General features: G+C 62.3%; 20 protein-coding genes. 2 read left to right on the forward strand and 18 right to left on the reverse strand.

What is annotated here, in order from left to right; all coding sequences use genetic code 11:
• Window positions 1-8 precede the first annotated feature (8 nt).
• The 11 genes from PSH78_RS18650 to PSH78_RS18700 all read right to left on the reverse strand — a co-directional run bounded on the left by PSH78_RS18650 (window position 9) and on the right by PSH78_RS18700 (window position 8970).
• Entirely contained in the window at window positions 9-995 is a 987-nt protein-coding gene (locus PSH78_RS18650) for a DNA polymerase III subunit delta' (protein WP_305496050.1), read from the reverse strand.
• Complete coding sequence (gene tmk / locus PSH78_RS18655; RefSeq protein WP_305496051.1) at window positions 988-1620, reverse strand: dTMP kinase; 633 nt, start codon at window positions 1618-1620, stop codon at window positions 988-990. The genes PSH78_RS18650 and tmk overlap by 8 nt, the downstream gene beginning before the upstream one ends.
• Window positions 1621-1639: 19 nt before the next feature.
• Entirely contained in the window at window positions 1640-2812 is a 1173-nt protein-coding gene (gene mltG, locus PSH78_RS18660) for an endolytic transglycosylase MltG (RefSeq protein ID WP_305496052.1), read from the reverse strand.
• Between the two features lie 3 nt (window positions 2813-2815).
• Window positions 2816-3631, reverse strand: a complete 816-nt coding sequence (gene pabC, locus PSH78_RS18665) for an aminodeoxychorismate lyase (RefSeq protein ID WP_305496053.1) — start codon at window positions 3629-3631, stop codon at window positions 2816-2818.
• Window positions 3631-4875 (reverse strand): beta-ketoacyl-ACP synthase II, encoded by a 1245-nt coding sequence (fabF, locus tag PSH78_RS18670; RefSeq protein ID WP_305496054.1) that lies wholly within the window; start codon window positions 4873-4875, stop codon window positions 3631-3633. The genes pabC and fabF overlap by 1 nt, the downstream gene beginning before the upstream one ends.
• 108 nt (window positions 4876-4983) lie before the next feature.
• The gene (gene acpP, locus PSH78_RS18675; protein WP_003175607.1) at window positions 4984-5220 is read right to left on the reverse strand and encodes an acyl carrier protein; all 237 of its coding nucleotides are present in this window, start codon (window positions 5218-5220) and stop codon (window positions 4984-4986) included.
• A 190-nt stretch (window positions 5221-5410) separates the two neighbouring features.
• Window positions 5411-6154, reverse strand: a complete 744-nt coding sequence (gene fabG / locus PSH78_RS18680) for a 3-oxoacyl-ACP reductase FabG (RefSeq protein WP_018613558.1) — start codon at window positions 6152-6154, stop codon at window positions 5411-5413.
• 15 nt (window positions 6155-6169) lie between these two features.
• The gene (fabD, locus tag PSH78_RS18685) at window positions 6170-7108 is read right to left on the reverse strand and encodes an ACP S-malonyltransferase (protein WP_305496055.1); all 939 of its coding nucleotides are present in this window, start codon (window positions 7106-7108) and stop codon (window positions 6170-6172) included.
• A 123-nt stretch (window positions 7109-7231) separates the two neighbouring features.
• Window positions 7232-8242, reverse strand: coding sequence for a phosphate acyltransferase PlsX (gene plsX, locus PSH78_RS18690; RefSeq protein ID WP_370870968.1), 1011 nt, complete (start codon window positions 8240-8242; stop codon window positions 7232-7234).
• Window positions 8243-8246: 4 nt separating this feature from the next.
• Window positions 8247-8429 (reverse strand): 50S ribosomal protein L32, encoded by a 183-nt coding sequence (gene rpmF / locus PSH78_RS18695; RefSeq protein WP_003179396.1) that lies wholly within the window; start codon window positions 8427-8429, stop codon window positions 8247-8249.
• A gap of 13 nt (window positions 8430-8442) precedes the next feature.
• Complete coding sequence (locus PSH78_RS18700; RefSeq protein ID WP_003204262.1) at window positions 8443-8970, reverse strand: YceD family protein; 528 nt, start codon at window positions 8968-8970, stop codon at window positions 8443-8445.
• A gap of 105 nt (window positions 8971-9075) precedes the next feature.
• Here PSH78_RS18700 and PSH78_RS18705 point away from each other — a divergent pair, with 105 nt between their 5' ends.
• Window positions 9076-9654, forward strand: a complete 579-nt coding sequence (locus PSH78_RS18705; RefSeq protein WP_305496056.1) for a nucleoside triphosphate pyrophosphatase — start codon at window positions 9076-9078, stop codon at window positions 9652-9654.
• 143 nt (window positions 9655-9797) lie between these two features.
• Here the strand turns inward: PSH78_RS18705 and PSH78_RS18710 are convergent, their stop codons facing one another.
• Genes PSH78_RS18710 through rluC form a run of 3 tightly spaced genes read right to left on the reverse strand, consistent with a single transcriptional unit; the run spans window position 9798 to window position 12417 of the window.
• The gene (locus PSH78_RS18710; RefSeq protein WP_305496057.1) at window positions 9798-10787 is read right to left on the reverse strand and encodes a S49 family peptidase; all 990 of its coding nucleotides are present in this window, start codon (window positions 10785-10787) and stop codon (window positions 9798-9800) included.
• Between the two features lie 21 nt (window positions 10788-10808).
• Complete coding sequence (locus PSH78_RS18715) at window positions 10809-11471, reverse strand: HAD-IIIA family hydrolase (RefSeq protein ID WP_305496058.1); 663 nt, start codon at window positions 11469-11471, stop codon at window positions 10809-10811.
• Complete coding sequence (gene rluC / locus PSH78_RS18720; RefSeq protein WP_305496059.1) at window positions 11461-12417, reverse strand: 23S rRNA pseudouridine(955/2504/2580) synthase RluC; 957 nt, start codon at window positions 12415-12417, stop codon at window positions 11461-11463. The genes PSH78_RS18715 and rluC overlap by 11 nt, the downstream gene beginning before the upstream one ends.
• Window positions 12418-13116: 699 nt before the next feature.
• On the opposite strand from rluC, the gene rne reads away from it, so the two are divergent.
• A complete protein-coding gene (gene rne / locus PSH78_RS18725; protein ID WP_305496060.1) occupies window positions 13117-16338 on the forward strand; it encodes a ribonuclease E in 3222 nt (1073 codons plus the stop codon).
• 248 nt (window positions 16339-16586) lie between these two features.
• On the opposite strand, the gene PSH78_RS18730 is transcribed toward rne, so the two are convergent.
• Genes PSH78_RS18730 through PSH78_RS18745 form a run of 4 tightly spaced genes read right to left on the reverse strand, consistent with a single transcriptional unit; the run spans window position 16587 to window position 20947 of the window.
• Entirely contained in the window at window positions 16587-17177 is a 591-nt protein-coding gene (locus PSH78_RS18730) for a nucleotidyltransferase family protein (protein ID WP_305496061.1), read from the reverse strand.
• Window positions 17178-17193: 16 nt separating this feature from the next.
• Window positions 17194-18165, reverse strand: a complete 972-nt coding sequence (locus PSH78_RS18735) for an XdhC family protein (RefSeq protein WP_305496062.1) — start codon at window positions 18163-18165, stop codon at window positions 17194-17196.
• Window positions 18165-20480: a xanthine dehydrogenase family protein molybdopterin-binding subunit gene (locus PSH78_RS18740; RefSeq protein ID WP_305496063.1), complete on the reverse strand. Its 2316-nt coding sequence runs from the start codon at window positions 20478-20480 to the stop codon at window positions 18165-18167. The genes PSH78_RS18735 and PSH78_RS18740 overlap by 1 nt, the downstream gene beginning before the upstream one ends.
• Window positions 20477-20947, reverse strand: coding sequence for a (2Fe-2S)-binding protein (locus tag PSH78_RS18745; protein ID WP_305501323.1), 471 nt, complete (start codon window positions 20945-20947; stop codon window positions 20477-20479). The genes PSH78_RS18740 and PSH78_RS18745 overlap by 4 nt, the downstream gene beginning before the upstream one ends.
• Window positions 20948-20998: the final 51 nt, after the last annotated feature.

Consider the following 20998-nt stretch of genomic DNA (forward strand, 5'->3'; position numbering starts at 1 on the left):
TGTGCCTGTCAGTTACGACCAGGCAAACTTGCCCATTGCACCAACAGCGCCTCCAGCAACAGGACGCGATTGAGGTTGGCCTTGCTCAGCACCTTCTGGCGTTGGGCAAGGATCCAGTCCTGAATGTTCAGGATTTTGTCCTGGCTGCTTTTTTGCGCCAGGTACTGGATCACCTTGCGCATGTCCGCCAGTCCCAGCCCTGCCTCGTCCTCGGTGAGCTGATAACGCAGGATCAGGCTCGACCAGTCGCAGAACCAGTCAAACAGCAGCAGCAACGGAATGGCGTTCCAGCCCTCGGCCAGTTGCGTCGGCGACTGCTGTTGCTTGAGCAGCTTCTTGACGCCGTCCACGACCAGTGCCCGCTGCTCACGCACGCCCTGGGCCTGGAGGCTGACGGCCGCGAGTGGCGAACCGGCGGCCAGGGTCAGCAGCTCGACACGCTCCTCATCGCTGCTGTCAGGCAAGGCCTGGCCCAGCCACCGCAGGCTCATGGCCTCGCTGGGCAGCGGACAAGCCTGTTGCACGCAACGGCTCTTGATGGTCGGCAACAACCGACTCGGCTGGTGGCTGACCAACAGCAGGACGGTATCCCCGGAAGGCTCTTCGAGACTCTTGAGCAAGGCATTGGCCGCGTTGATGTTCATCGACTCCACCGGTTCGATCAACACGACCTTGCGCCCGCCCATCTGCGCGGTCTGGACAACGAAACTCACCAGGTCCCGGACCTGGTCGACCTTGATCGCCTTGTCCGCCTCTTCAGGCTCCAGCACGTAGTTGTCTGGATGGCTACCGGCCTTGAGCAGCAGGCAGGACTTGCACTCGCCGCAGGCGCCCGCGGCCACCGGGGCCTGGCACAACAGGCTCGCCATCAGGCGTTCGGCCAGGGCGCGCTTGCCGATCCCGGCCGGACCGTGGAGCAGGTAGGCATGGGCATGCTGGGCACGCCCGGCCAATTGCTGCCAGAGGCTGTCCTGCCACGGATAGGCTTCAGCCACGGGCACGCTCCAGTAGCCGCGGCAGCAGACCATCCAGCGATTGCTGGACCTGTGCCAGCGGTTGGGCGGCGTCGATCAGCAGGTAACGCGCCGGATCAGCCTGGGCACGCTCCAGGAAGGCGTTGCGCACGGCGTTGAAGAAAGCCTGCCCTTCCAGCTCGAAGCGATCGAGCCGCCCCCGGGCGCTGGCGCGGGCCAGGCCGATGTCCACCGGCAGGTCGAACACCAGGGTCAGGTCTGGCCGCAGGTCCGCCTGGACAAAGGTTTCCAACACGGCGATACGCTCAAGGGACAAGCCCCGGCCGCCCCCCTGGTAGGCATAGGTCGAATCGGTGAAGCGGTCACACAGCACCACCGCACCACGGGCCAGCGCCGGGCGGATCACCTCGGCCAGATGTTGCGCCCGGGCGGCGAAAACCAGCAACAGCTCGGTGTCGGGGTTCATGACCTCATCAAGGGGTGCCAGCAGCACCTCGCGAATCCGCTCGGCCAGCGGCGTGCCGCCCGGCTCACGGGTCAGCAGCACCTCGATGCCTTCCGCCCGCAAACGTTCGGCGAGGTATTCGCGGTTGGTGCTCTTGCCGGCGCCTTCGGGGCCTTCCAGGGTTATAAACAAGCCAGTCACGGGCGATCCTTAATCAGAGTCATTGCGGGCTCGGCGGCTCGCTGGCATTCGCTTCGGGGGCGGGTTGCGGCGCGGGTTCCTGGGGCGGCACCTGGGGCACGGCTTCAGGCGCCGTATCAGGTGAAGCGGCGGGAATCGGCGCCACATCGTCCGGTGCAACCGGGGCCGGGCTGGAGCGATAATCGGCGCGGCGCTTGAGCTGGTATTCGCGCACCGCGTTGTTGTGCGTTTCCAGGTCATCGGAGAACACATGGCTACCATCGCCCCGGGCCACGAAATAAAGGCTGTTGCCGTCCGCCGGGTTCAACGCCGCATGAATTGCCTCGCGCCCGACCATCGCGATCGGCGTCGGCGGCAGCCCTGGAACCAGATAGGTGTTGTAGGGATTCGGTTCTTTCAGATGGGCGCGGGTGAGCTTGCCGGTGTAGCGCTCCCCCAGGCCATAGATCACGGTGGGATCGGTCTGCAACAACATGCCCAGGCGCAAGCGACGCACGAACACCCCGGCGATCTGGCCACGCTCCTGGGGCACGCCGGTTTCCTTCTCGATCAGGGAAGCCATGATCAATGCCTGATAAGGCTGGGTGTAAGGCACATCGGCGGCCCGTTGCGCCCACTCCTTGGCAAGGACATCTTCCAGCCGATCGTAGGCCTTCTTCAGCAGGTCGGCATCCGACGTACCGCGCACGAACCGATAGGTATCCGGGAAGAACCGGCCTTCGGGAAATATCCCGGAATGACCAAGACGGTCCATCACCTGACTGTCGCTCAGGCCGGCGAAGGTCTGCTGGAGCTTCTCATCCTTGGCCAGCGCTGCGCGAACCTGACGGAAATTCCAGCCCTCCACCAGCGTGACGCTGTACTGCACCACGTCACCACGCTTCCAGACACCGATCAGGCCGTCCATCGTCATCCCTGGCACCAGGCGGTATTCGCCGGAGTGCAGGGGCTGGCCGGCGAGGTTGAAGCGCCAGTAGACCCGCAACCAGAACGCGTCCTTGATCAGGCCATCGGCTTCCAGGCGATTGAGCGTCCCGGTCGGCGTGGTGCCGCTGGGTACGTCAAGCAGTTCTTCCTGGGTGATGTTCAACGGCTGCTGCAGCGCCGAATGAATTTTCCACGCCGAAGCGCCCAGCAACAGCCCTGCCAGAACCAGTCCGACTTCCAGCAGCAGCAAGAATTTACGTCTCACGAATCAAGCATCCAATAGCGCACGGGCAAGGGTCTGCAGTTTACGGGTGAGCGGGCCAACCGACCAGCGCGCCGAACCGCATCCGCGTACCGGCCACACGCCATAAACGCTGTTGCAGACAAAGACCTCGTCGGCCTGGTGCAGCTGTTCGAGGCGGATATCGGTGACCTGAGTAGCGATGCCATCAGACTCGGCTTGAAACAATAATTGCCCGCGCATCACCCCGGCGACACCACAACGGCTCAGATCCGCTGTGATCAGCGCTCCGTCGCGCACCATGAACAGATTGCTGAACACGCCTTCGATCACCCGCCCGGACATATCCAGCATCAAGCCTTCGGCATGTCCGGTGTCGCTCCACTCGGCGCGGGCCAGCACTTGTTCAAGGCGATTGAGGTGCTTGAGGCCGGCGAGCAACGGTTGCTCGGACAGGCGTGTAACGCAGGGGAACAATTGAACGCCTTGCTCGGCATGGGCCAGCGGATAGGCCGCCGGCGGGCTGCCCTGCAAGATGCGGCGGGCCTGGGCCGAAGGATTGGCGGCATAGCCCCGCAGGCTGTCGCCACGGGTCACGATCAGTTTCAGGATGCCATCGCCAAGCTGCTGCGCATAGGCTCGCAGTTCAGCCTTCAATACCGCCTGATCGACACTGATTGCCAACCGTCGGCATCCCGACGCGAGGCGTTGCAGATGCCCTTCAAGCAGAACGAGCTTGCCGTCCCGCACGGCGATGGTTTCGAACAACCCATCACCGTAGGCCAGGCCGCGATCTTTCAGCGACAGAGCGTCAGCCGGCTGACCGTCGACCCAGCTTTCCATCAACCGGCGAACCGGCGAAACACCAGCGAGCCGTTGGTCCCGCCGAAGCCGAAGGAATTGGACAACACGACGTCGATGTCCATGCTGCGGGCGGTATGCGGCACGAAGTCGAGGTCGCAGCCCTCGTCCGGCTCATCGAGGTTGATGGTCGGCGGCGCCACCTGACTGTTGATCGCCAGTACGCTGAAGATCGCTTCCACCGCACCTGCTGCGCCCAACAGGTGGCCGGTCATCGATTTGGTCGAGCTGACAGCCAGTTTGTAGGCGTGGTCGCCGAACACGGTCTTGATGGCCTGGGCTTCGGCAAGATCGCCGGCCGGGGTCGACGTACCATGAGCGTTGATGTACTGGACCTGCCCTGGATTGAGCTTGGCGTCGCGCAAGGCATTGGTGATGCAACGAGCCGCACCGGCGCCATCGGCCGGTGGCGAAGTCATGTGGAACGCATCGCCGCTGGTACCGAAGCCGATCAGTTCGGCATAGATGGTCGCGCCACGCGCCTTGGCGTGTTCAAGTTCTTCGAGCACCAGCGCACCGGCGCCGTCCGACAGTACGAAACCATCGCGACCCTTGTCCCACGGGCGGCTGGCCCGGTCCGGCTCATCGTTGCGGGTCGACAGCGCACGGGACGCGCCGAAACCGCCCATGCCGAGGCCGCAGGCGGCCATTTCCGCACCACCGGCAATCATCACGTCAGCTTCGTCGTACATGATGTTGCGCGCGGCCATGCCGATGCAGTGGGTGCCCGTAGTGCAGGCAGTCGCGATAGCGTAGTTGGGTCCCTGTGCGCCAAGGTGGATGGACAGGAAACCGGAAATCATATTGATGATCGAGCCCGGCACGAAAAACGGCGAAATACGCCGCGGCCCGGAATCATGCAGCGTACGGCTGGTTTCTTCGATATTGGTCAAGCCGCCAATACCCGAACCCATGGCCACGCCGATGCGCTCACGGTTGGCGTCGGTGACTTCCAGCCCGGCATTGCGCACCGCCTGGAAACCGGCTGCCAGGCCGTATTGAATGAACAGGTCAAGCTTGCGGGCTTCCTTGACCGACAGGTATTCCTCGACATTGAAACCCTTTACCGAGCCGCCAAAACGGGTGGAATAGGCAGAAAGGTCGGTGTGTTCGATCAGACCAATGCCACTACGGCCAGCCAGAATGCCCTGCCAGCTGCTCGGCACATCCGTGCCCAGTGGCGACAACATACCCATACCGGTGACTACGACGCGTCTACGCGACACAGCACTCTCCTTTTTCAAATGACGACTTTGCATCAGGCCTAAAGAAAAAACCGCACGCCGAAATGGCAGTGCGGTTTTTCCATGACAGCTAGCGACGACTAAATACGCTTACGCCTGGTGGCTGGTAACGTAGTCGATAGCAGCTTGTACAGTAGTGATCTTTTCAGCTTCTTCGTCAGGAATCTCGGTCTCGAATTCCTCTTCCAGAGCCATCACCAGCTCAACGGTGTCAAGGGAGTCGGCACCCAGGTCTTCGACGAAGGAAGCGGTGTTCACAACTTCTTCTTCTTTAACGCCCAGTTGCTCGGCAACGATTTTCTTGACGCGCTCTTCGATGGTGCTCATACCTTGTTTTCACTCCTAATGGACAAATTCAGGCAGCTGGCCGGTGGGTAAGTGTATAGAAAGACTTTTCGGTTTTTCAACCGAAAGCTTCACTCCTCGAACCCTGGGCCCGCCGCCTATAAATAGATTGCAGCTTTATAACGGATTTTAGACAGCTCGTATGACATTTTTTTGAAGCAATCCGTCACATTTAACTCATGTACATCCCGCCGTTTACCGGGATTGTAGCCCCAGTCACGTATGCCGCACCGTCCGAAGCAAGAAAAGCGACCACGGACGCGATTTCTTGAGCTTGCCCCAGACGGCCCAGCGGAATCTGTGTCAACAAAGCTTCACGCTGTGCTTCCGGCAGTTCGCGGGTCATGTCGGTGTCGATGAAACCCGGTGCAACCGAGTTTACCGTAATCGAGCGCGAACCGACTTCCCGTGCCAGCGCACGGCTGAAACCTTCCAGGCCGGCTTTAGCCGCAGCATAGTTTACTTGGCCAGCGTTGCCCATGGCACCCACAACCGAGCCGATACTGATAATTCGGCCCCAACGGGCCTTGGTCATGCCACGCAGAACGCCCTTGGACAGCCGATACAGGCTGTTCAAGTTGGTATCGACCACATCGAACCATTCGTCATCTTTCATGCGCATCATCAGGTTATCGCGAGTGATGCCGGCATTATTGACCAGGATCGCCGGAGCGCCGAACTGCTCCTGGATGCTTGCCAGAACCGCCGCAACCGATTCGTCGCTGGTGACATTCAGCTCAAGGCCGGTGCCTTGGATACCGTTTTCCTTCAAGGTCGCGGCGATACGCTCGGCGCCTGAAGCGGAAGTCGCGGTGCCGATGACAATGGCGCCTTGGCGACCCAGTTCCAGTGCGATAGCCTGGCCGATGCCGCGGCTTGCACCGGTCACCAGTGCAACTTTACCTTGCAGACTCATGCAAGCTTCTCCTGTTCAGGCTTGCGCTGCGCGAGCGGCAGCGAAAGCGTCTGGGGTGTTGAGATTGGAAGTCGACACGCCTTCGGCGCAGCGTTTGTTCAGACCTGCCAGCACCTTGCCAGGGCCGCACTCGACCAGTTCGGTCGCGCCTTTGGCTGCCAGGGTCTGCACCGATTCGACCCAGCGAACCGGCTTGTAGAGTTGTTCCAGCAGATCGCGCTTGAGGGTCTCGAGATCCGGCGCCACGTTGGCGCTGACATTCTGAACCACGGGAATCTGCGGCGCCTGCCAGTCGATGGCGGCGATGGATTCGGCAAAACGCTCGGCGGCCGGGCGCATCAACCCGCAGTGCGACGGAACGCTGACCGGCAAGGGCATCGCGCGCTTGGCGCCACGGGCCTTGCAACCTTCGATCGCACGCTCGACAGCCGCCTTGGCGCCAGCAATGACCACCTGGCCCGGTGAATTGAAATTCACCGCGCTGACCACATCGCCTTGCGCCGCTTCGGCACAGGCTGCCAACACATCGGCATCTTCCAGGCCGAGGATAGCGGCCATGCCACCCTGCCCGGCCGGAACCGCCTCTTGCATCAACTGGCCACGCCGCTCCACCAGCTTGACCGCGTCGCCAAGGCTCAGGCTGCCAGCCGCCACCAGGGCGCTGTACTCACCCAGGCTGTGACCGGCGACAAACGCCGGACGCGCGCCGCCTTCAGCCAGCCACAAGCGCCACAGCGCAATGGAGGCGGTCAGGATCGCGGGTTGAGTCTTGTCGGTCTGGTTGAGTTGCTCTTCCGGCCCTTGCTGGGTCAGTGCCCACAAGTCGTAGCCGAGTGCAGCGGATGCTTCTTTGAATGTTTCCAGGATCAGCGGGTATTGCGCGCCCAGCTCGGCCAGCATGCCGAGGGACTGCGAGCCCTGTCCTGGAAAGACGAATGCGAGGGAAGCAGACATGAAAACAAAGCCCCTAATGATCTTGTCGTCAAAAATTGACGCCCCTGGGGGCGCTAGGAAACTGACAGTTGGATGGCGGGTTGAACCGACCGGTCACATTTAAGCATTGTCGGACGAAAACGCCTAAGTTAACAAATCTTCAAGACGGCCATGCAGGCGCTCAGGCAGGTTTTCCTCGATTTCAATCACCGCCCGGTTGATTGCACTCTGAAAGCCCTGCACCCCAGCCGAACCATGACTCTTGATCACGATGCCCTGCAGCCCGAGAAAACTCGCACCATTGTGCCGCGCCGGGGCCAGATCCGCCTGCAGACGACGCAACAGCGGCAATGCCAGCGCACCCACCGCCCTGGAAGCCAGGTTCTGCTTGAACAGGGCCTCGATGCGGCCGCCAATCATGGTCGCCAGGCCTTCGCTGGACTTGAGCAGGATATTGCCGACAAAACCGTCGCATACCACCACGTCCGCCTCGCCGCGATATAACCCGTCACCCTCGACAAAACCGATGTAATTGATGCCCCGGGCGCTTTGCAACAATGTGGCCGCGAGCTTGACCTGCTGATTACCCTTGATGTCTTCGGTGCCGATATTCAGCAGTGCCACGCGAGGGCGAGCGATGCCCAGGGTTTCAGCCGCGACCGAACCCATCACCGCGAACTGCAGCAAATGCTCGGCGCTGCAGTCGACATTGGCGCCCAGGTCCAATAGCTGGCAGAAGCCGCGCTGGGTCGGGATCGCCGCGACCATGGCGGGCCGATCGATCCCCGGCAGGGTTTTCAGCACGTAGCGGGACAGCGCCATCAACGCCCCGGTATTACCCGCACTGACACACGCCTGGACCTTGTCGTCGCGCAGCAGCTCCAACGCCACGCGCATCGAGGCGTCGGGCTTGCCGCGCAGAGCCTGGGCAGGTTTCTCGTCCATGGCGATGACTTCGGACGCCGGGGTAATCGTCAGGCGCGCGCGATCCGCAGCAGGATAGCCACTGAGCAATTCTTCCAGGAGGGAGGGTTGACCGACGAGGGTCAGGTGCAGCGAGGGCGTAGCATTCAGGCAAGCGAGGCTGGCCTGAACAATGCTGCGGGGACCGAAGTCCCCGCCCATTGCGTCAATTGCGATGACTTGAGCGGACAAGTGATTACTCGTCGGCGCCCTTGTCGATCACTTTACGACCACGGTATACGCCTTCTGGCGATACGTGGTGACGCAGGTGAACTTCACCGGTGGTTTTTTCTACAGACAGGGTGCTAGCCTCGAGAGCGTCGTGCGAACGGCGCATGTCACGGGCAGAGCGGGATTTTTTGTTCTGCTGAACAGCCATAATTGATTAACTCCTAAACGTTTGGGTCACGCTTTAACTGCGCCAATACACTGAACGGGTTGGACCGCGTTACCTCGTCCTCGCTCGGTTCGGGCTCATCTGCTCCCGCCGGCTGCTGGCATTCTTCCGGATGATGAGCAGGCACAATGGGCAAGGCGAGCAGAAGCTCCTCCTCGATCAGTGACTGCAGATCCAATGGATCTTCGCCCAGTTCCAGCACGTCATAACCTTTCGGCAACGACTGGGTATTCGCACCCTCCTTCACCACGGCGTAACTGCATTCGCTGTGGATCGGCAGGGTGACCAGCTCAAGACAACGCTGGCAAACCATTTTGACTTCAGTGTCGATAAAGCTGTGGATCACCACAGATTTACGTTCATCTCGTTCAAAAACGAATTTGGCCTGGACCGTACCGACATCGTCGGAAAGCGGGTCGCAGAGTCTCTTCAAATCGGCCAGCAGCAATTCACCTTGAAGGGTGGTGCCACGGTCAGCCAATTTGCGCGGGTCAACGTGAGGTGGAATCGGGTCATTCAACATAGGCGCAGCATTATAGGGATGCACCGGGCCATGTCAAAGGAAATTCAGCCCTGTCCGTCACTTGCACGCCTCGCTAGAATCCCCTCCTGCCTCCTGGAGACGCCAATGCTGCCTTTATTACTTGCCTCAAGCTCGGTCTACCGCCGGGAACTGCTTGCCCGCCTGGGGCTGCCATTCGTCTGCGACTCACCGGACATCGACGAAAGCCATCGCGCCGGCGAGGCCGCGCTCGAACTGGTGAAACGCCTGGCCCGGGAAAAAGCCTTCGCCCTGGCGGACCGTTACCCGGCGCACCTGATCATTGGCTCGGATCAGGTCGCCGTGCTCGGCGAGCGCATCCTGGGCAAGCCCCACACCTTCGAGAACGCCCGCGAGCAACTGCTGGCCGCCAGCGGGACCAAAGTAACCTTCCTGACCGGCCTGGCACTGCTCAACAGCCAGACCGGCGCCTGCCAGGTCGATTGCGTTCCGTTTACCGTAACCATGCGGACATTGGATCAGGCTCGCGTGGAGCGCTATCTGCGCACCGAGCAACCGTACGACTGCGCCGGCAGCTTCAAGGCCGAAGGCCTGGGCGTGAGCCTGTTCCAGAGCACCGAAGGGCCGGACGCCACCAGCCTGGTCGGCCTACCGCTGATTCGTCTTGTGGATATGTTGCTGGTGGAGGGTGTGGAGGTTCCCTGAACCGTCCTCTGTGGCGAGGGAGCTTGCTCCCGCTCGGTTGCGCAGCGACCGCAGAAATTTGGGGGCCGCTGCGCAGCCCAGCGGGAGCAAGCTCCCTCGCCACAGCGACCGCATCACCCTTCAGGTGCGCAGCCTTTCAAAAATCAGCGCAACGCCGGGCCCTGGAAGCCCATCCACATTGCCAGATGCTCGGCGATGCTTGCGCCCAGTTTCTTCGAGAAGCGGTCAAACGGCGATTCCTCGATGGTGAAATCCACCAGATCCTTCTGACCGATCACATCCCGAGCCACCGAACTGGCACTGCCCAGGCCGTCGATCAGGCCCAGGGGCAAAGCCTGCTCCCCGGACCAGACCAATCCGGAAAACAATTCCGGATGTTCCTTGTCCTTCAAGCGCTCGCCACGGCCTTTCTTGACGCTGGCAATGAATTGCTTATGGGTCGTGTCGAGTACGCCCTGCCAGAACGCGGTTTCTTCAGGCTTTTGCGGCTGGAACGGATCAAGGAACGACTTGTGCTCGCCGGAGGTATAGACCCGCCGCTCCACACCGAGCTTCTCCATGGTCCCGACAAAACCATAACCGGCCGCCGTCACGCCAATGGAGCCGACCAGGCTGGCCTTGTCGGCATAGATCTGGTCCGCCGCGCTGGCAATGTAATAGGCACCCGACGCGCCGAGATCGGCGATGACTGCATAGACTTTGGTGTTCGGGTGAAGCGCGCGCAACCGGACGATCTCGTCGTAGACGTAACCCGACTGCACCGGACTGCCGCCCGGGCTGTTGATGCGCAGCACCACGCCCTTGACCTTCGGATCTTCGAAGGCAGCCCGCAGACTGCCGACGATGTTATCCGCACTGGCTGGCTCCTTGTCGGCGATCACGCCTTCAATGTCGATCAACGCGGTATACGCCGAACCACTGACCGCACCTTTTTCGATACTCATCAACGGCGTGAACAGCAGCAGCGCAACGAAAAGATAAACAAAGGTCAGCAGCTTGAAGAAGATCCCCCAGCGGCGCGACCGACGCTGCTCTTGCACACCGGCCAACAGGGTCTTTTCCAACAGCTTCCAGCTTTTTCCATCACCGCTCTCGGCATCTGCCTTGGCCGGTGCTTTCCATTCATCGGTCATGCATGCATCCCCATCAAAACGTCAACCGGCACGCCGGCTCAGCCACGCGTGCAATTCGGGAAAATGGTCAATGGCCAGGCACGGTTCAAACGCCCGAAGCGCCTCGATCGTCTGCGCGCCATAACTGACAGCGACAGAGCCCATGCCGGCATTACGCGCCATCTGCAGGTCGAACGACGAATCCCCGACCATCAGCGCCTGCTCGGGCCGCACATTACAGTGCGCCAAGATCTGCTCAAGCATCAGCGGATGCGGCTTGCTGGCGGTTTCGTCGGCGGCGCGGGTGATGTCGAAATAATCGTCCCAGCCATGGGACTTCAGCACCCGATCCAGCCCGCGCCGCGCCTTGCCGGTCGCGACAGCCAGGTGATAGCCCTCGTCCCGCAGGGTCTGGAGCGTGTCCGCCACGCCGTCGAACAGCGGTGAAGGCTCGGCCTCCAGCGCGATGTAGTGATCGGCATAATGCTGGCGAAAAACGCTCAGCTCATCATCAGCGATTTCCGGGTACAGGCTGCGAATCGCTTCCGGCAGCCCGAGCCCAATGATGCCCTTCACCGCAAAATCATCCCGCCGAGCAAAACCCGTACGGTCCGACGCGACGTGCATCGACTCGACAATCCGACCGATGGAGTTCGCCAGAGTGCCGTCCCAATCGAATATCAGCAGCTTGTAATCAGGATGCACTCAACCGCTCCACGGTCTTGGCCCACATGTCATCCACGGGGGCCTGCAATTTCAGCTCGCCGCCGTCCGGCAATGGCACGGTCAGCATGTAGGCATGGAGGAACAGGCGCTTGCCGCCCAGGTCACGGATTTCCTTGCTGAAGTCATCGTCCCCGTACTTGCTGTCACCGGCAATGCAATGCCCGGCGTGCAGGGTATGGACACGGATCTGGTGGGTCCGCCCAGTGACCGGCTTGGCCTCGACCATGGTGGCGAAGTCGCCGAAACGGCGCAGCACCTTGAACACGGTCAGCGCTTCCTTGCCTTCTTCGTTGACTTCCACCATGCGCTCGCCGGAGCGCAGGTTGCTCTTGAGCAGCGGCGCGCGGACCTGCTTGACGGATGTTTCCCAACGACCGCGCACCAGCGCCATGTAGCGCTTGTCGACGCCATCGCCGCGCAACTGTTCGTGCAGATGACGCAACATGCTGCGCTTCTTGGCAATCATCAACAGCCCGGAGGTGTCCCGATCCAGACGATGGACCAGTTCCAGCTCCTTGGTATCGGGACGCAGTTGACGGAAGGCTTCGATCACGCCGAAATTCAGGCCGCTGCCGCCGTGGACCGCGATGCCCGCGGGCTTGTTGACCACGATCAGGGCCTTGTCTTCGAAGACGATGGCGGCTTCCAGGCGTTGCAACAAGCCTTGTGCCAGTGGCACCGGCTCATCGCGCTCGGGCACGCGAACCGGCGGTACGCGCACGACATCGCCCGCCTGGAGCTTGTATTCAGGCTTGATCCGACCTTTGTTCACCCGCACTTCGCCTTTGCGCAAAATGCGGTAGATCAAGGTCTTGGGCACGCCTTTGAGCCGGGCAAGCAGGAAGTTATCAATTCGTTGGCCGGCATATTCCGGCGAGACCTCAAGCAGTTGAACGCCTGGGGTCGAAGGGGCAGTAGTTGTCATGGCGGCGATGATAACAATTTTTTATGGAATTGAAGCACTTAATCATTGCTGCTATAGTCGCGAACGCCGCCAAAAGTGGCTGGACAGCGGACCAGCGGTCAAAAACCGGCCCTGACCAACGCAATTCACGAGGACGAGAGGCCGTCCTACGGGGCTTTTGCTACGTAACGGTAGAGTTTGCAGGTGTAACGAGCGCAGGTGACATGAGGCCTGAAATACGCCGCAAAGCAGAGTTTTGACTCGCCTTGCGCGCCACATTCACGGCCAGTTCACAAAGTGCAGTCACCCGCAGACGACCCCGAGCGAGAGCTTCGGAAACAACGCCTAAATGAGCCATGATGCGTGACCTCCCCTTCCGGAGCTCACGGTAAATGCCAACCCGCTGCGGATTCTGCGCGCGGCAGCACCCGAATTATCAGGGATACGTGTAGGGTGGAGATGTACAACCGTCGGACTGTGTAGCACTAGGCTTATATTTAGACGCTTCATCTCGTCCACAGGCGCCGGTTGATTCCTCCTCCTGACTGAGTGCTTGAGTACCAGCAAGCAGGACGCGTCCGTCGCGACTTCGCCATCATTGGGTCGAACTCGCTGGACACTGGAATGGCCCCGCCATCGCCAGGACGCACCTGACACCGACCGTGAGAAGTCGTGTGTGCCGAACGCCGTTTCCGGCAGCCCGGAAACCGACGGTACTACATGAAAAGAATGCTGATTAACGCAACTCAACCCGAAGAGTTGCGTGTTGCACTGGTAGACGGCCAGCGCCTCTACGACCTGGATATCGAATCCGGTGCACGCGAGCAGAAGAAGGCCAACATCTATAAAGGCCGGATTACTCGCATCGAACCAAGCCTTGAGGCTGCCTTTGTCGATTTCGGCTCCGAGCGCCACGGCTTCCTGCCCCTCAAAGAAATCTCCCGCGAATACTTCAAGAAAGCCCCCGAAGGCCGCGTCAACATCAAGGACGTCCTGAGCGAAGGCCAGGAAGTCATCGTCCAGGTCGAAAAAGAAGAACGTGGCAACAAGGGCGCCGCCCTGACCACCTTCATCAGCCTCGCCGGCCGCTACCTGGTCCTGATGCCGAACAACCCGCGTGCCGGCGGCATCTCCCGCCGCATCGAAGGCGAAGAGCGCAACGAACTGCGCGAAGCCCTGAACGGCCTGGTCGCACCCGCCGACATGGGCCTGATCGTGCGCACTGCCGGCCTGGGCCGCAGCAGCGAAGAAATGCAGTGGGACCTCGACTACCTGCTGCAACTCTGGACCGCGATCAAGGAAGCCTCGCTGGATCGTTCCGCACCTTTCCTGATCTACCAGGAAAGCAACGTGATCATCCGCGCCATCCGCGACTACCTGCGCCAGGACATCGGCGAAGTGCTGATCGATAGCGTCGAAGCCCAGGACGAAGCCCTGACCTTCATTCGCCAGGTGATGCCGCAATACGCCAGCAAGATCAAGCTCTACGAAGACAGCGTTCCGCTGTTCAACCGTTTCCAGATCGAAAGCCAGATCGAGACCGCCTTCCAGCGCGTCGTCGAACTGCCGTCGGGCGGCTCCATCGTCATCGACCCGACCGAAGCCCTGGTGTCGATCGACATCAACTCGGCGCGCGCCACCAAAGGCAGCGACATCGAAGAAACCGCCCTGCAGACCAACCTTGAAGCCGCCGAAGAAATCGCCCGCCAGTTGCGCCTGCGCGACATCGGCGGCCTGATCGTCATCGACTTCATCGACATGACTCCGGCCAAGAACCAGCGCGCCGTGGAAGAAAAAGTCCGTGAATGCCTGGAAGCCGACCGCGCCCGGGTACAAGTCGGTCGTATCTCGCGCTTCGGCCTGCTGGAAATGTCCCGTCAGCGCCTGCGTCCATCCCTGGGCGAAAGCAGCGGCATCGTTTGCCCGCGCTGCAACGGCACCGGCATCATCCGTGACGTCGAATCGTTGTCCCTGGCGATCCTGCGCCTGATCGAAGAAGAAGCCCTGAAGGACCGCACCGCCGAGGTTCGGGCCCAGGTGCCGATCCCGGTGGCGGCGTTCCTGCTCAATGAAAAACGTAATTCGATCACCAAGATCGAACTGCGCACCCGCGCCCGCATCGTGATCCTGCCGAACGACCACCTCGAGACGCCGCACTTCGAAGTGCAGCGCCTGCGTGACGACAGCCCCGAAGCTCATACCAACCAGTCCAGCTACGAAATCGCCGCGGCCGCCGCCGAAGTCGAAGACGTCCAGCCAGCTGCCGCCACCCGCACCCTGGTTCGCCAGGAAGCGGCGGTCAAGACCGCACCGGCCCGTGCCAACGCTCCGGTCCCGACCGAAGCCGCCGCGCCGGTTGCAGCCCCGGCCGCAGCGCCGGAACCAAGCCTGTTCAAAGGCCTGGTGAAGTCCCTGGTCAGCCTGTTCGCCACCAAGGAAGAGCCTGCTGCACCGGCCGTTGTCGCCAAGCCTGCCGCTACCGAGCGTCCGGCCCGCAACGAAGAACGCCGCAACGGTCGCCAGCAGACCCGCAACCGCAACGGTCGTCGCGACGAAGAGCGCAAGCCGCGCGAAGAACGTGCCCCGCGTGAAGAGCGCGCCCCCCGTGAGCCGCGTGAAGAGCGTCAACCACGCGAAGCCCGTGAGGAAGTTCCAGCGGTAGCCCGCGAAGAACGCGCACCGCGTCCGCCTCGCGAAGAGCGCCAGCCACGCGCACCACGTGAAGATCGCAAGCCGCGTGGCGAGCGTGAAGAACGTGTTCGCGAACTGCGCGAGCCTCTGGACGCCGCACCGGCTGCTGCTGCTGCGACTCCTGCGACTCCGGCAGCAGAACGCCCGGCTCGCCAGCCTCGCGAAGAACGTGCACCGCGTCCACCGCGTGAAGAGCGTCAGCCGCGCGCCGAGCAGGCAGCCGCCGAAGCCAGCGAAGAGGAAGTACTGAACACCGAGGAGCAGTTGCAGGAAGACGGCCAGGACCACGCCGAGGGCGATCGTCCACGTCGTCGCTCCCGCGGCCAGCGTCGTCGCAGCAACCGTCGCGAGCGTCAACGCGATGCCAACGGCAACGTGATCGAAGGCTCGGAAGAGTCCGAAGCCGGCGAGAACACCGAAGCGCCTAGCGCTGCCGACCTGGCCGCCGGCCTGGCCGTCACCGCGGCAGTTGCCAGCAGCGCGATCAGCGCCCCAGCCGAGGCCCAGGCACACGAGCAGGCCGAACGGGCCACCGCTGCGGTGGAAGAGGCAGCAGTCGAGGCGCCAGTTGTCGAAGCGACCACTCCGGTAGAAGTTACTGCTTCGCCAGAAGTGGAACTCGCACCGGTTCGTGAAGCCGAGCCGCAAGCCGAAGCCGAAGCCGAAGCCGAGCCTGCCCCGGTCGTCGAGCAGCCGCTGGTAGCCGCTGAACCTGCCGCTGAAGTTTCTGCCGTTGAGATGCCTGCCGAGGAAACCGCACCAGAGCCAGTACGCGAAGAGCAGACCGCTTTCAACTGGAACGCCGAGCCAGCCGCACCAGCGCCGGTTGCTGAACCGGAGCCGGTAGTAGCCGTCGAACCGCAAGTGGTCGAGCCTGCGCCAGTGGTCGAAGCGCCTGTGGTTGCCGAAGCAGTGGTTGCCGAAGCCCCAGCCCCGGTTGAAGCACCTGCACCGGTCAGTGCCCTGACCCCTAACGGCCGCGCCCCGAACGATCCACGCGAAGTGCGTCGTCGCAAGCGTGAGGCTGAGCGTCTGCAGAAGGAAGCTGAACTGGCTGCCGCTCAAGCGCCTGCCGCCGAACCGGCTCCGGTCGTGGAAGAAGTCGCCGAGGCAGCCCCTGCCCCGGTAGCTGAAGCCCCGGCTGAATCGGCCCCGGTGATCGACGAACCTCAGCACGCTGCTGAAGAAGAAGTCGCTCCGCGTCACACTGAAGCCCTGGAAAAAGAGCACGAGCCTAAACCTCACGCCTGATTCCACCGCCCAGTAAAAAGCCCCGCCTGGTGATGCCAGGCGGGGCTTTTTTATGCCTTCGATTTGCAGGTCCCTATGAGCGCCTGGCATGAGATCCATATCCGCTGAAAAACCCATGTGGGAGCGAGCTTGCTCGCGAAGGCGGTGGATCAGCTTGCATCACTGTTGAAATCAGACTGCTTTCGCGAGCAAGCTCGCTCCCACAGGGGAATTGCAACCCCCATAAATTTTACAATCCATCAAGAAATCTATCTGAAGATCAATGCTTCGGGCACATCGATGTCCCAGGTCACACCCGGATCGTCTACCGGCACCTCGGCCACTTGCGCCCCGGCGAATAACACCTTCGCACCACGGTCACCGGACAACGCCATCAACTGCGGGCCGAACCCACGACCAAATCCCACCGGATGCCCATACTCCCCGGCAAAAACCGGCACGCTGATGCCATCCTCGCGAATCCCTGCCACCACCTTTTCGATGCTCGACGGCAGGATAAACGGCATGTCGCCCAGCACGATCAGCCAGCCAGCCACCTCCGGACAGGCCCGGACACCGGCGGCAATGCTGTCGCCCAGGCCAGGCGAATCCAGCTCGACGAAATCGCACCCGTAGGCCTGGGCCATGCGAATGGCCTGCGGACGGTCATTGCGGGTGACCAGCACGCGCTTGTCCAGCGAGGCCGGCAGGTTGACCAGCACGTGCTCGATCACCGAGCGCACCGCGCCGTCACGGCCTATGCAATCCGCCAGCAGCTTGTCCTTGTCGGCCCCGGCGACCTGACGGAAACGGCGGCCCGAGCCGGCCGCGAGAATGATCACGCCAATGGACTCAGACATACCCTTCCCTCCTGGACTACAGCGGTTTCTTTTGACGCAATTCGACGCCATTCTTGATCGCGACGATTTCCGCCAGCAGCGACAGGGCGATTTCCGCCGGAGTGTGACTGCCGATGTGCAGACCGATGGGCCCGTGCAGCCGCTCGATGGCTTGTGCTGACAAGCCTAGCTGAGCGAGGTTGTCCCGGCGCTTCTGACTGTTGACCCGTGAGCCGAGGGCGCCCACATAAAAAGCCCTGGAATCCAGGGCGGTGAGCAAGGCCATGTCGTCCAGGCGCGGGTCATGGGTCAGGGCAACGATCGCGGTGCGCTCATCGGTCTCGATGCTCAGCACCGCCTCGTCGGGCATGCCCGGAACAAAGCGGCCATGCTGCTCTTCCCAACCGTAGACGAATTCCTTGCGCGGGTCGCAGATCAGCACTTCGAAATCCAGCAACCGGGCCATTTCCGCCACGTAACGCGACAGCTGCCCGGCGCCGATCAGCAACAGCCGCCAGCGCGGGCCATAAATCGCCCGTAGCGTTTCGCCATCGAACACCAAGGCATCGCTTTTGCTCGCCGGTGTCAGCACCACGCCGCCGGTCGCGATGGTCAATTCCCGGGCAACTATCTCGTGGGCCTCGCACCGCGCCAGCAACTCGGCGACCCAAGCTGGATCGCCGACTCGCTCCTCCGTCAGGCGCAAGGTGCCGCCGCACGGCAAGCCGAAACGCGCCGCTTCCTCGCGGGTGACACCGTAGGTGATGAGCTGCACGGGCGGGCCATCCGCCGGAATTCGGCCGTCGTGCAGCCGGGCGATCAGGTCATCCTCGACACAACCGCCCGATACCGAACCGATCACCACGCCGTCCTCGCGCAAGGCCAGCATGGCCCCCGGAGGTCTCGGCGCGGTGCCCCAGGTCTGGACCACGGTGAACAGCACCACCCGCTGCCCGGCGCGACGCCATTCCAGCACGCTGCGCAGCACGTTCAGATCAACGCTGTCCATCAGGCTTTGGCCTGTTGCCAGCCTTGCAGCTGGTAGCGCACGGGCAGATCACGGATGCGCTTGCCGGTGGCAGCGAAGATGGCGTTGCACAATGCCGGCGCGATCGGCGGCACGCCCGGTTCACCAACGCCTCCCAGCGGCACTTCGCCCGGCGGAGTGACCAGGTGCACGGCTACTTCCTTGGGTGCCAGGGACATGCGCGCCACTTCGTACATGTGGAAATTGTCCTGCTGGACCTTGCCGTCCTTGAAGCTGATCTCCCCGACCATCGCATTGCCCAGGCCCATCACACAGGCGCCTTCGAACTGCGAGCGGATGCGCTCGGGATTGATCTGCGGCCCACAGTCCACGGCAATGTCCGCCTTGTGCACGATCACCGTGCCGTCATCCTTGACCTCGACTTCAATTGCCGCGGCCACGTAGGTGACGAAACTGTAGTGCACCGCCAGCCCCAAGCCCCGGCCCTTGGGCAATTCACGGCCCCAGCCAGCGGCCTTCGCCGCAGTCTCCAGCACCGTGCGGATCCGCGCCGTATCGATGGGATAACGCTCGGGCGATTCACCGTAGTTCCAGCTGTCATTCTGGCTGTTGGGGTTGATCTTGCGGTCCGGGCCGAGCAACTTCAGATGGTACTTGAGCGGGTCCTGGCCGGCCTTGTGGGCCAGTTCGTCGATGAAGCTCTGGATCGCAAAACCATGGGGAATGTTCGACACCGAGCGGTACCAGCCAACCCGGGCATGGGCCACCGCCTCGGGGTTCTCCAGGCGCAGGTTGGGAATGGCATAGGCCATGTTGGTCACGCCCATGCCCACTTCGAATGGCGCTTCGTGGGTCATGCCCGGCGCGAACAACGCGGTGATGGACGGGGCCACGGTGCGATGCAGCCAACCGGAGGGCAGCCCGTCCTTGTTCAGGCCGGCCTTCAGGTATTCGGCCGATACGGTATGGAAATACGAGTGATGAATGTCGTCCTCGCGGGTCCATTGCACCCGAACCGCCTGGCCGGGGAATTCCTTGGCGAGCACAGCCGCCTCGACGACGAAGTCGGGTTTGGACTTGCGTCCGAAACCGCCGCCCAGCAACGTGATGTTTATCGTGACCTTCTCGAAAGCAATGCCCAGGCGCTCGGCGACGCGTTCGCGGGTGACCTGGGGTGCCTGGCTCGGTGCCCAGGCTTCGCATTGACCGTCCTTGAAGCGGGCGACCGCGACCATCGGTTCCATCGGTGACTGGGACAGGTGCGGCAGGTAGTAGGCAGCCTCCAACGTCGAATCGGCCTTGGCCAGTGCGTCGTCAAGGTCACCAGTGCTATGCAGGACTTTGCCCGGCTTCAGCGCAGCCGCTTGCAGTTCCTTGCGGTAGGCGATGGAGTCATAACCGGCGTTCGGGCCATCGTCCCATTCGATTTTCAACGCTTCGCGGCCCTTGATCGCCGCCCAGGTGTTTTTCGCTACCACCGCCACGCCGCCCAGCGGCTGGAATTCGGAGGGCAAAGGGCGCCCTTCGATCTGCACCACCTTGACCACGCCCGGTACTTTCAACGCCGCGCTGCTGTCCACGCTCTTGATCTTGCCACCGTAGACCCGTGGGCGGGCCACGACGGCGTAGAGCATGCCGTCGAAATGCACATCGGCACCGAACACCGCGCGGCCGTTGACGATGTCCGCGCCGTCGATGGCACGGCTCGCCTCCTTGCCGATGTAACGAAACTCCGACGGCTGCTTGAGGCGCAGGCTGTCGCGGGCCGGAACCGGCAAGGCCGCGGCGGCGGCGGCCAACTCGCCATAACCCAGTTCGCGCCCCGAAGGCTGATGCACCACTTTGTGCAGTTGCGCGCGGCATTCGCCCACCGGCACTTTCCACTGGGCAGCGGCGGCCAATTCAAGCATGGTCCGGGCGGCGGCACCGCAGCGGCGCATCGGCTCGTACCAGTGACGCATGCTGCGCGAGCCGTCGGTGTCCTGGTTGCCGAAGCGCGCCTCATCAGCCGGCGCCTGCCTGACCTTGACGAGCGCCCAGTCGGCGTCGAGTTCGTCGGCCACCACCATGCTCAGGCTGGTGCGCACGCCCTGGCCCATTTCCGAACGGTTGCAGATCACCGTGACGCTGCCGTCAGCGGCAATGCTCACGTAGACCTTGGGGTCGTCGACCGCACCATGGGGCATGCCCTCGGCGCCGAACTTCTTCTCTTCGGCAAAGGCCTCCGGCAGCCCCCAACTGGCGGCAAGCACCAGCACGCCCGTGGCGCTGGCGCCCTTGAGGAAACCCCGACGACTGAGATTGCTCAGCACAAAATCATTCGGCAAGCGGCTCATGCCTTAGCCTCCTTCAGGTGAGTGGAGGCCTGGCGGATCGCGGTCTTGATCCGGTTGTAGGTGCCGCAACGGCAGAGGTTGCCGACCATGGCCTCCTCGATCTGTTCATCCGTCGGGTTGGGATTGGTCTTGAGCAACGCCGTGGCGGACATGATCTGCCCGCCCTGGCAGAAACCGCACTGGGCCACGGCGGTGTCCAGCCAGGCCTTCTGCACAACCTGGCCGACCGGGTCGACGTGAAGCGCGTCGATGGTGCTGATGTTCTGGCCTTTCACCGAGCCGATCGGCGTGATGCAACTGCGCGCCGGGGCGCCATCGATGTGGATCGTACACGCGCCGCACAGGCCCATGCCGCAGCCGAACTTGGTGCCGTTATAGCCGGCCACGTCGCGGATCGCCCACAGCAGCGGCATGTCCTCGGTGACATCCAGTTGATGATCTGTTCCATTGAGTTTCAGGGTAATCATGGGCACGCCCGCATTCGTTTCGAGTTATGGGGGTCGAGCAATCTGCCGTTT

The organism is Pseudomonas sp. FP198, assembly GCF_030687895.1.
In the GTDB taxonomy this organism is placed as follows: Bacteria; Pseudomonadota; Gammaproteobacteria; order Pseudomonadales; family Pseudomonadaceae; genus Aquipseudomonas.

Bases quoted from the DNA above. Each gene is read 5' to 3' on its own strand.
- PSH78_RS18710 (WP_305496057.1), bottom strand. From the start codon at position 10,787: ATGACCGATGAATGGAAAGCACCGGCCAAGGCAGATGCCGAGAGCGGT.
- fabG (WP_018613558.1), bottom strand. From the start codon at position 6,154: ATGAGTCTGCAAGGTAAAGTTGCACTGGTGACCGGTGCAAGCCGCGGC.
- rluC (WP_305496059.1), bottom strand. From the start codon at position 12,417: ATGACAACTACTGCCCCTTCGACCCCAGGCGTTCAACTGCTTGAGGTC.
- PSH78_RS18740 (WP_305496063.1), bottom strand. From the start codon at position 20,480: ATGAGCCGCTTGCCGAATGATTTTGTGCTGAGCAATCTCAGTCGTCGG.
- fabD (WP_305496055.1), bottom strand. From the start codon at position 7,108: ATGTCTGCTTCCCTCGCATTCGTCTTTCCAGGACAGGGCTCGCAGTCC.
- PSH78_RS18730 (WP_305496061.1), bottom strand. From the start codon at position 17,177: ATGTCTGAGTCCATTGGCGTGATCATTCTCGCGGCCGGCTCGGGCCGC.
- pabC (WP_305496053.1), bottom strand. From the start codon at position 3,631: ATGGAAAGCTGGGTCGACGGTCAGCCGGCTGACGCTCTGTCGCTGAAA.
- PSH78_RS18745 (WP_305501323.1), bottom strand. From the start codon at position 20,947: ATGATTACCCTGAAACTCAATGGAACAGATCATCAACTGGATGTCACC.
- PSH78_RS18700 (WP_003204262.1), bottom strand. From the start codon at position 8,970: ATGTTGAATGACCCGATTCCACCTCACGTTGACCCGCGCAAATTGGCT.
- rne (WP_305496060.1), top strand. From the start codon at position 13,117: ATGAAAAGAATGCTGATTAACGCAACTCAACCCGAAGAGTTGCGTGTT.
- PSH78_RS18735 (WP_305496062.1), bottom strand. From the start codon at position 18,165: ATGGACAGCGTTGATCTGAACGTGCTGCGCAGCGTGCTGGAATGGCGT.
- PSH78_RS18705 (WP_305496056.1), top strand. From the start codon at position 9,076: ATGCTGCCTTTATTACTTGCCTCAAGCTCGGTCTACCGCCGGGAACTG.
- acpP (WP_003175607.1), bottom strand. From the start codon at position 5,220: ATGAGCACCATCGAAGAGCGCGTCAAGAAAATCGTTGCCGAGCAACTG.
- rpmF (WP_003179396.1), bottom strand. From the start codon at position 8,429: ATGGCTGTTCAGCAGAACAAAAAATCCCGCTCTGCCCGTGACATGCGC.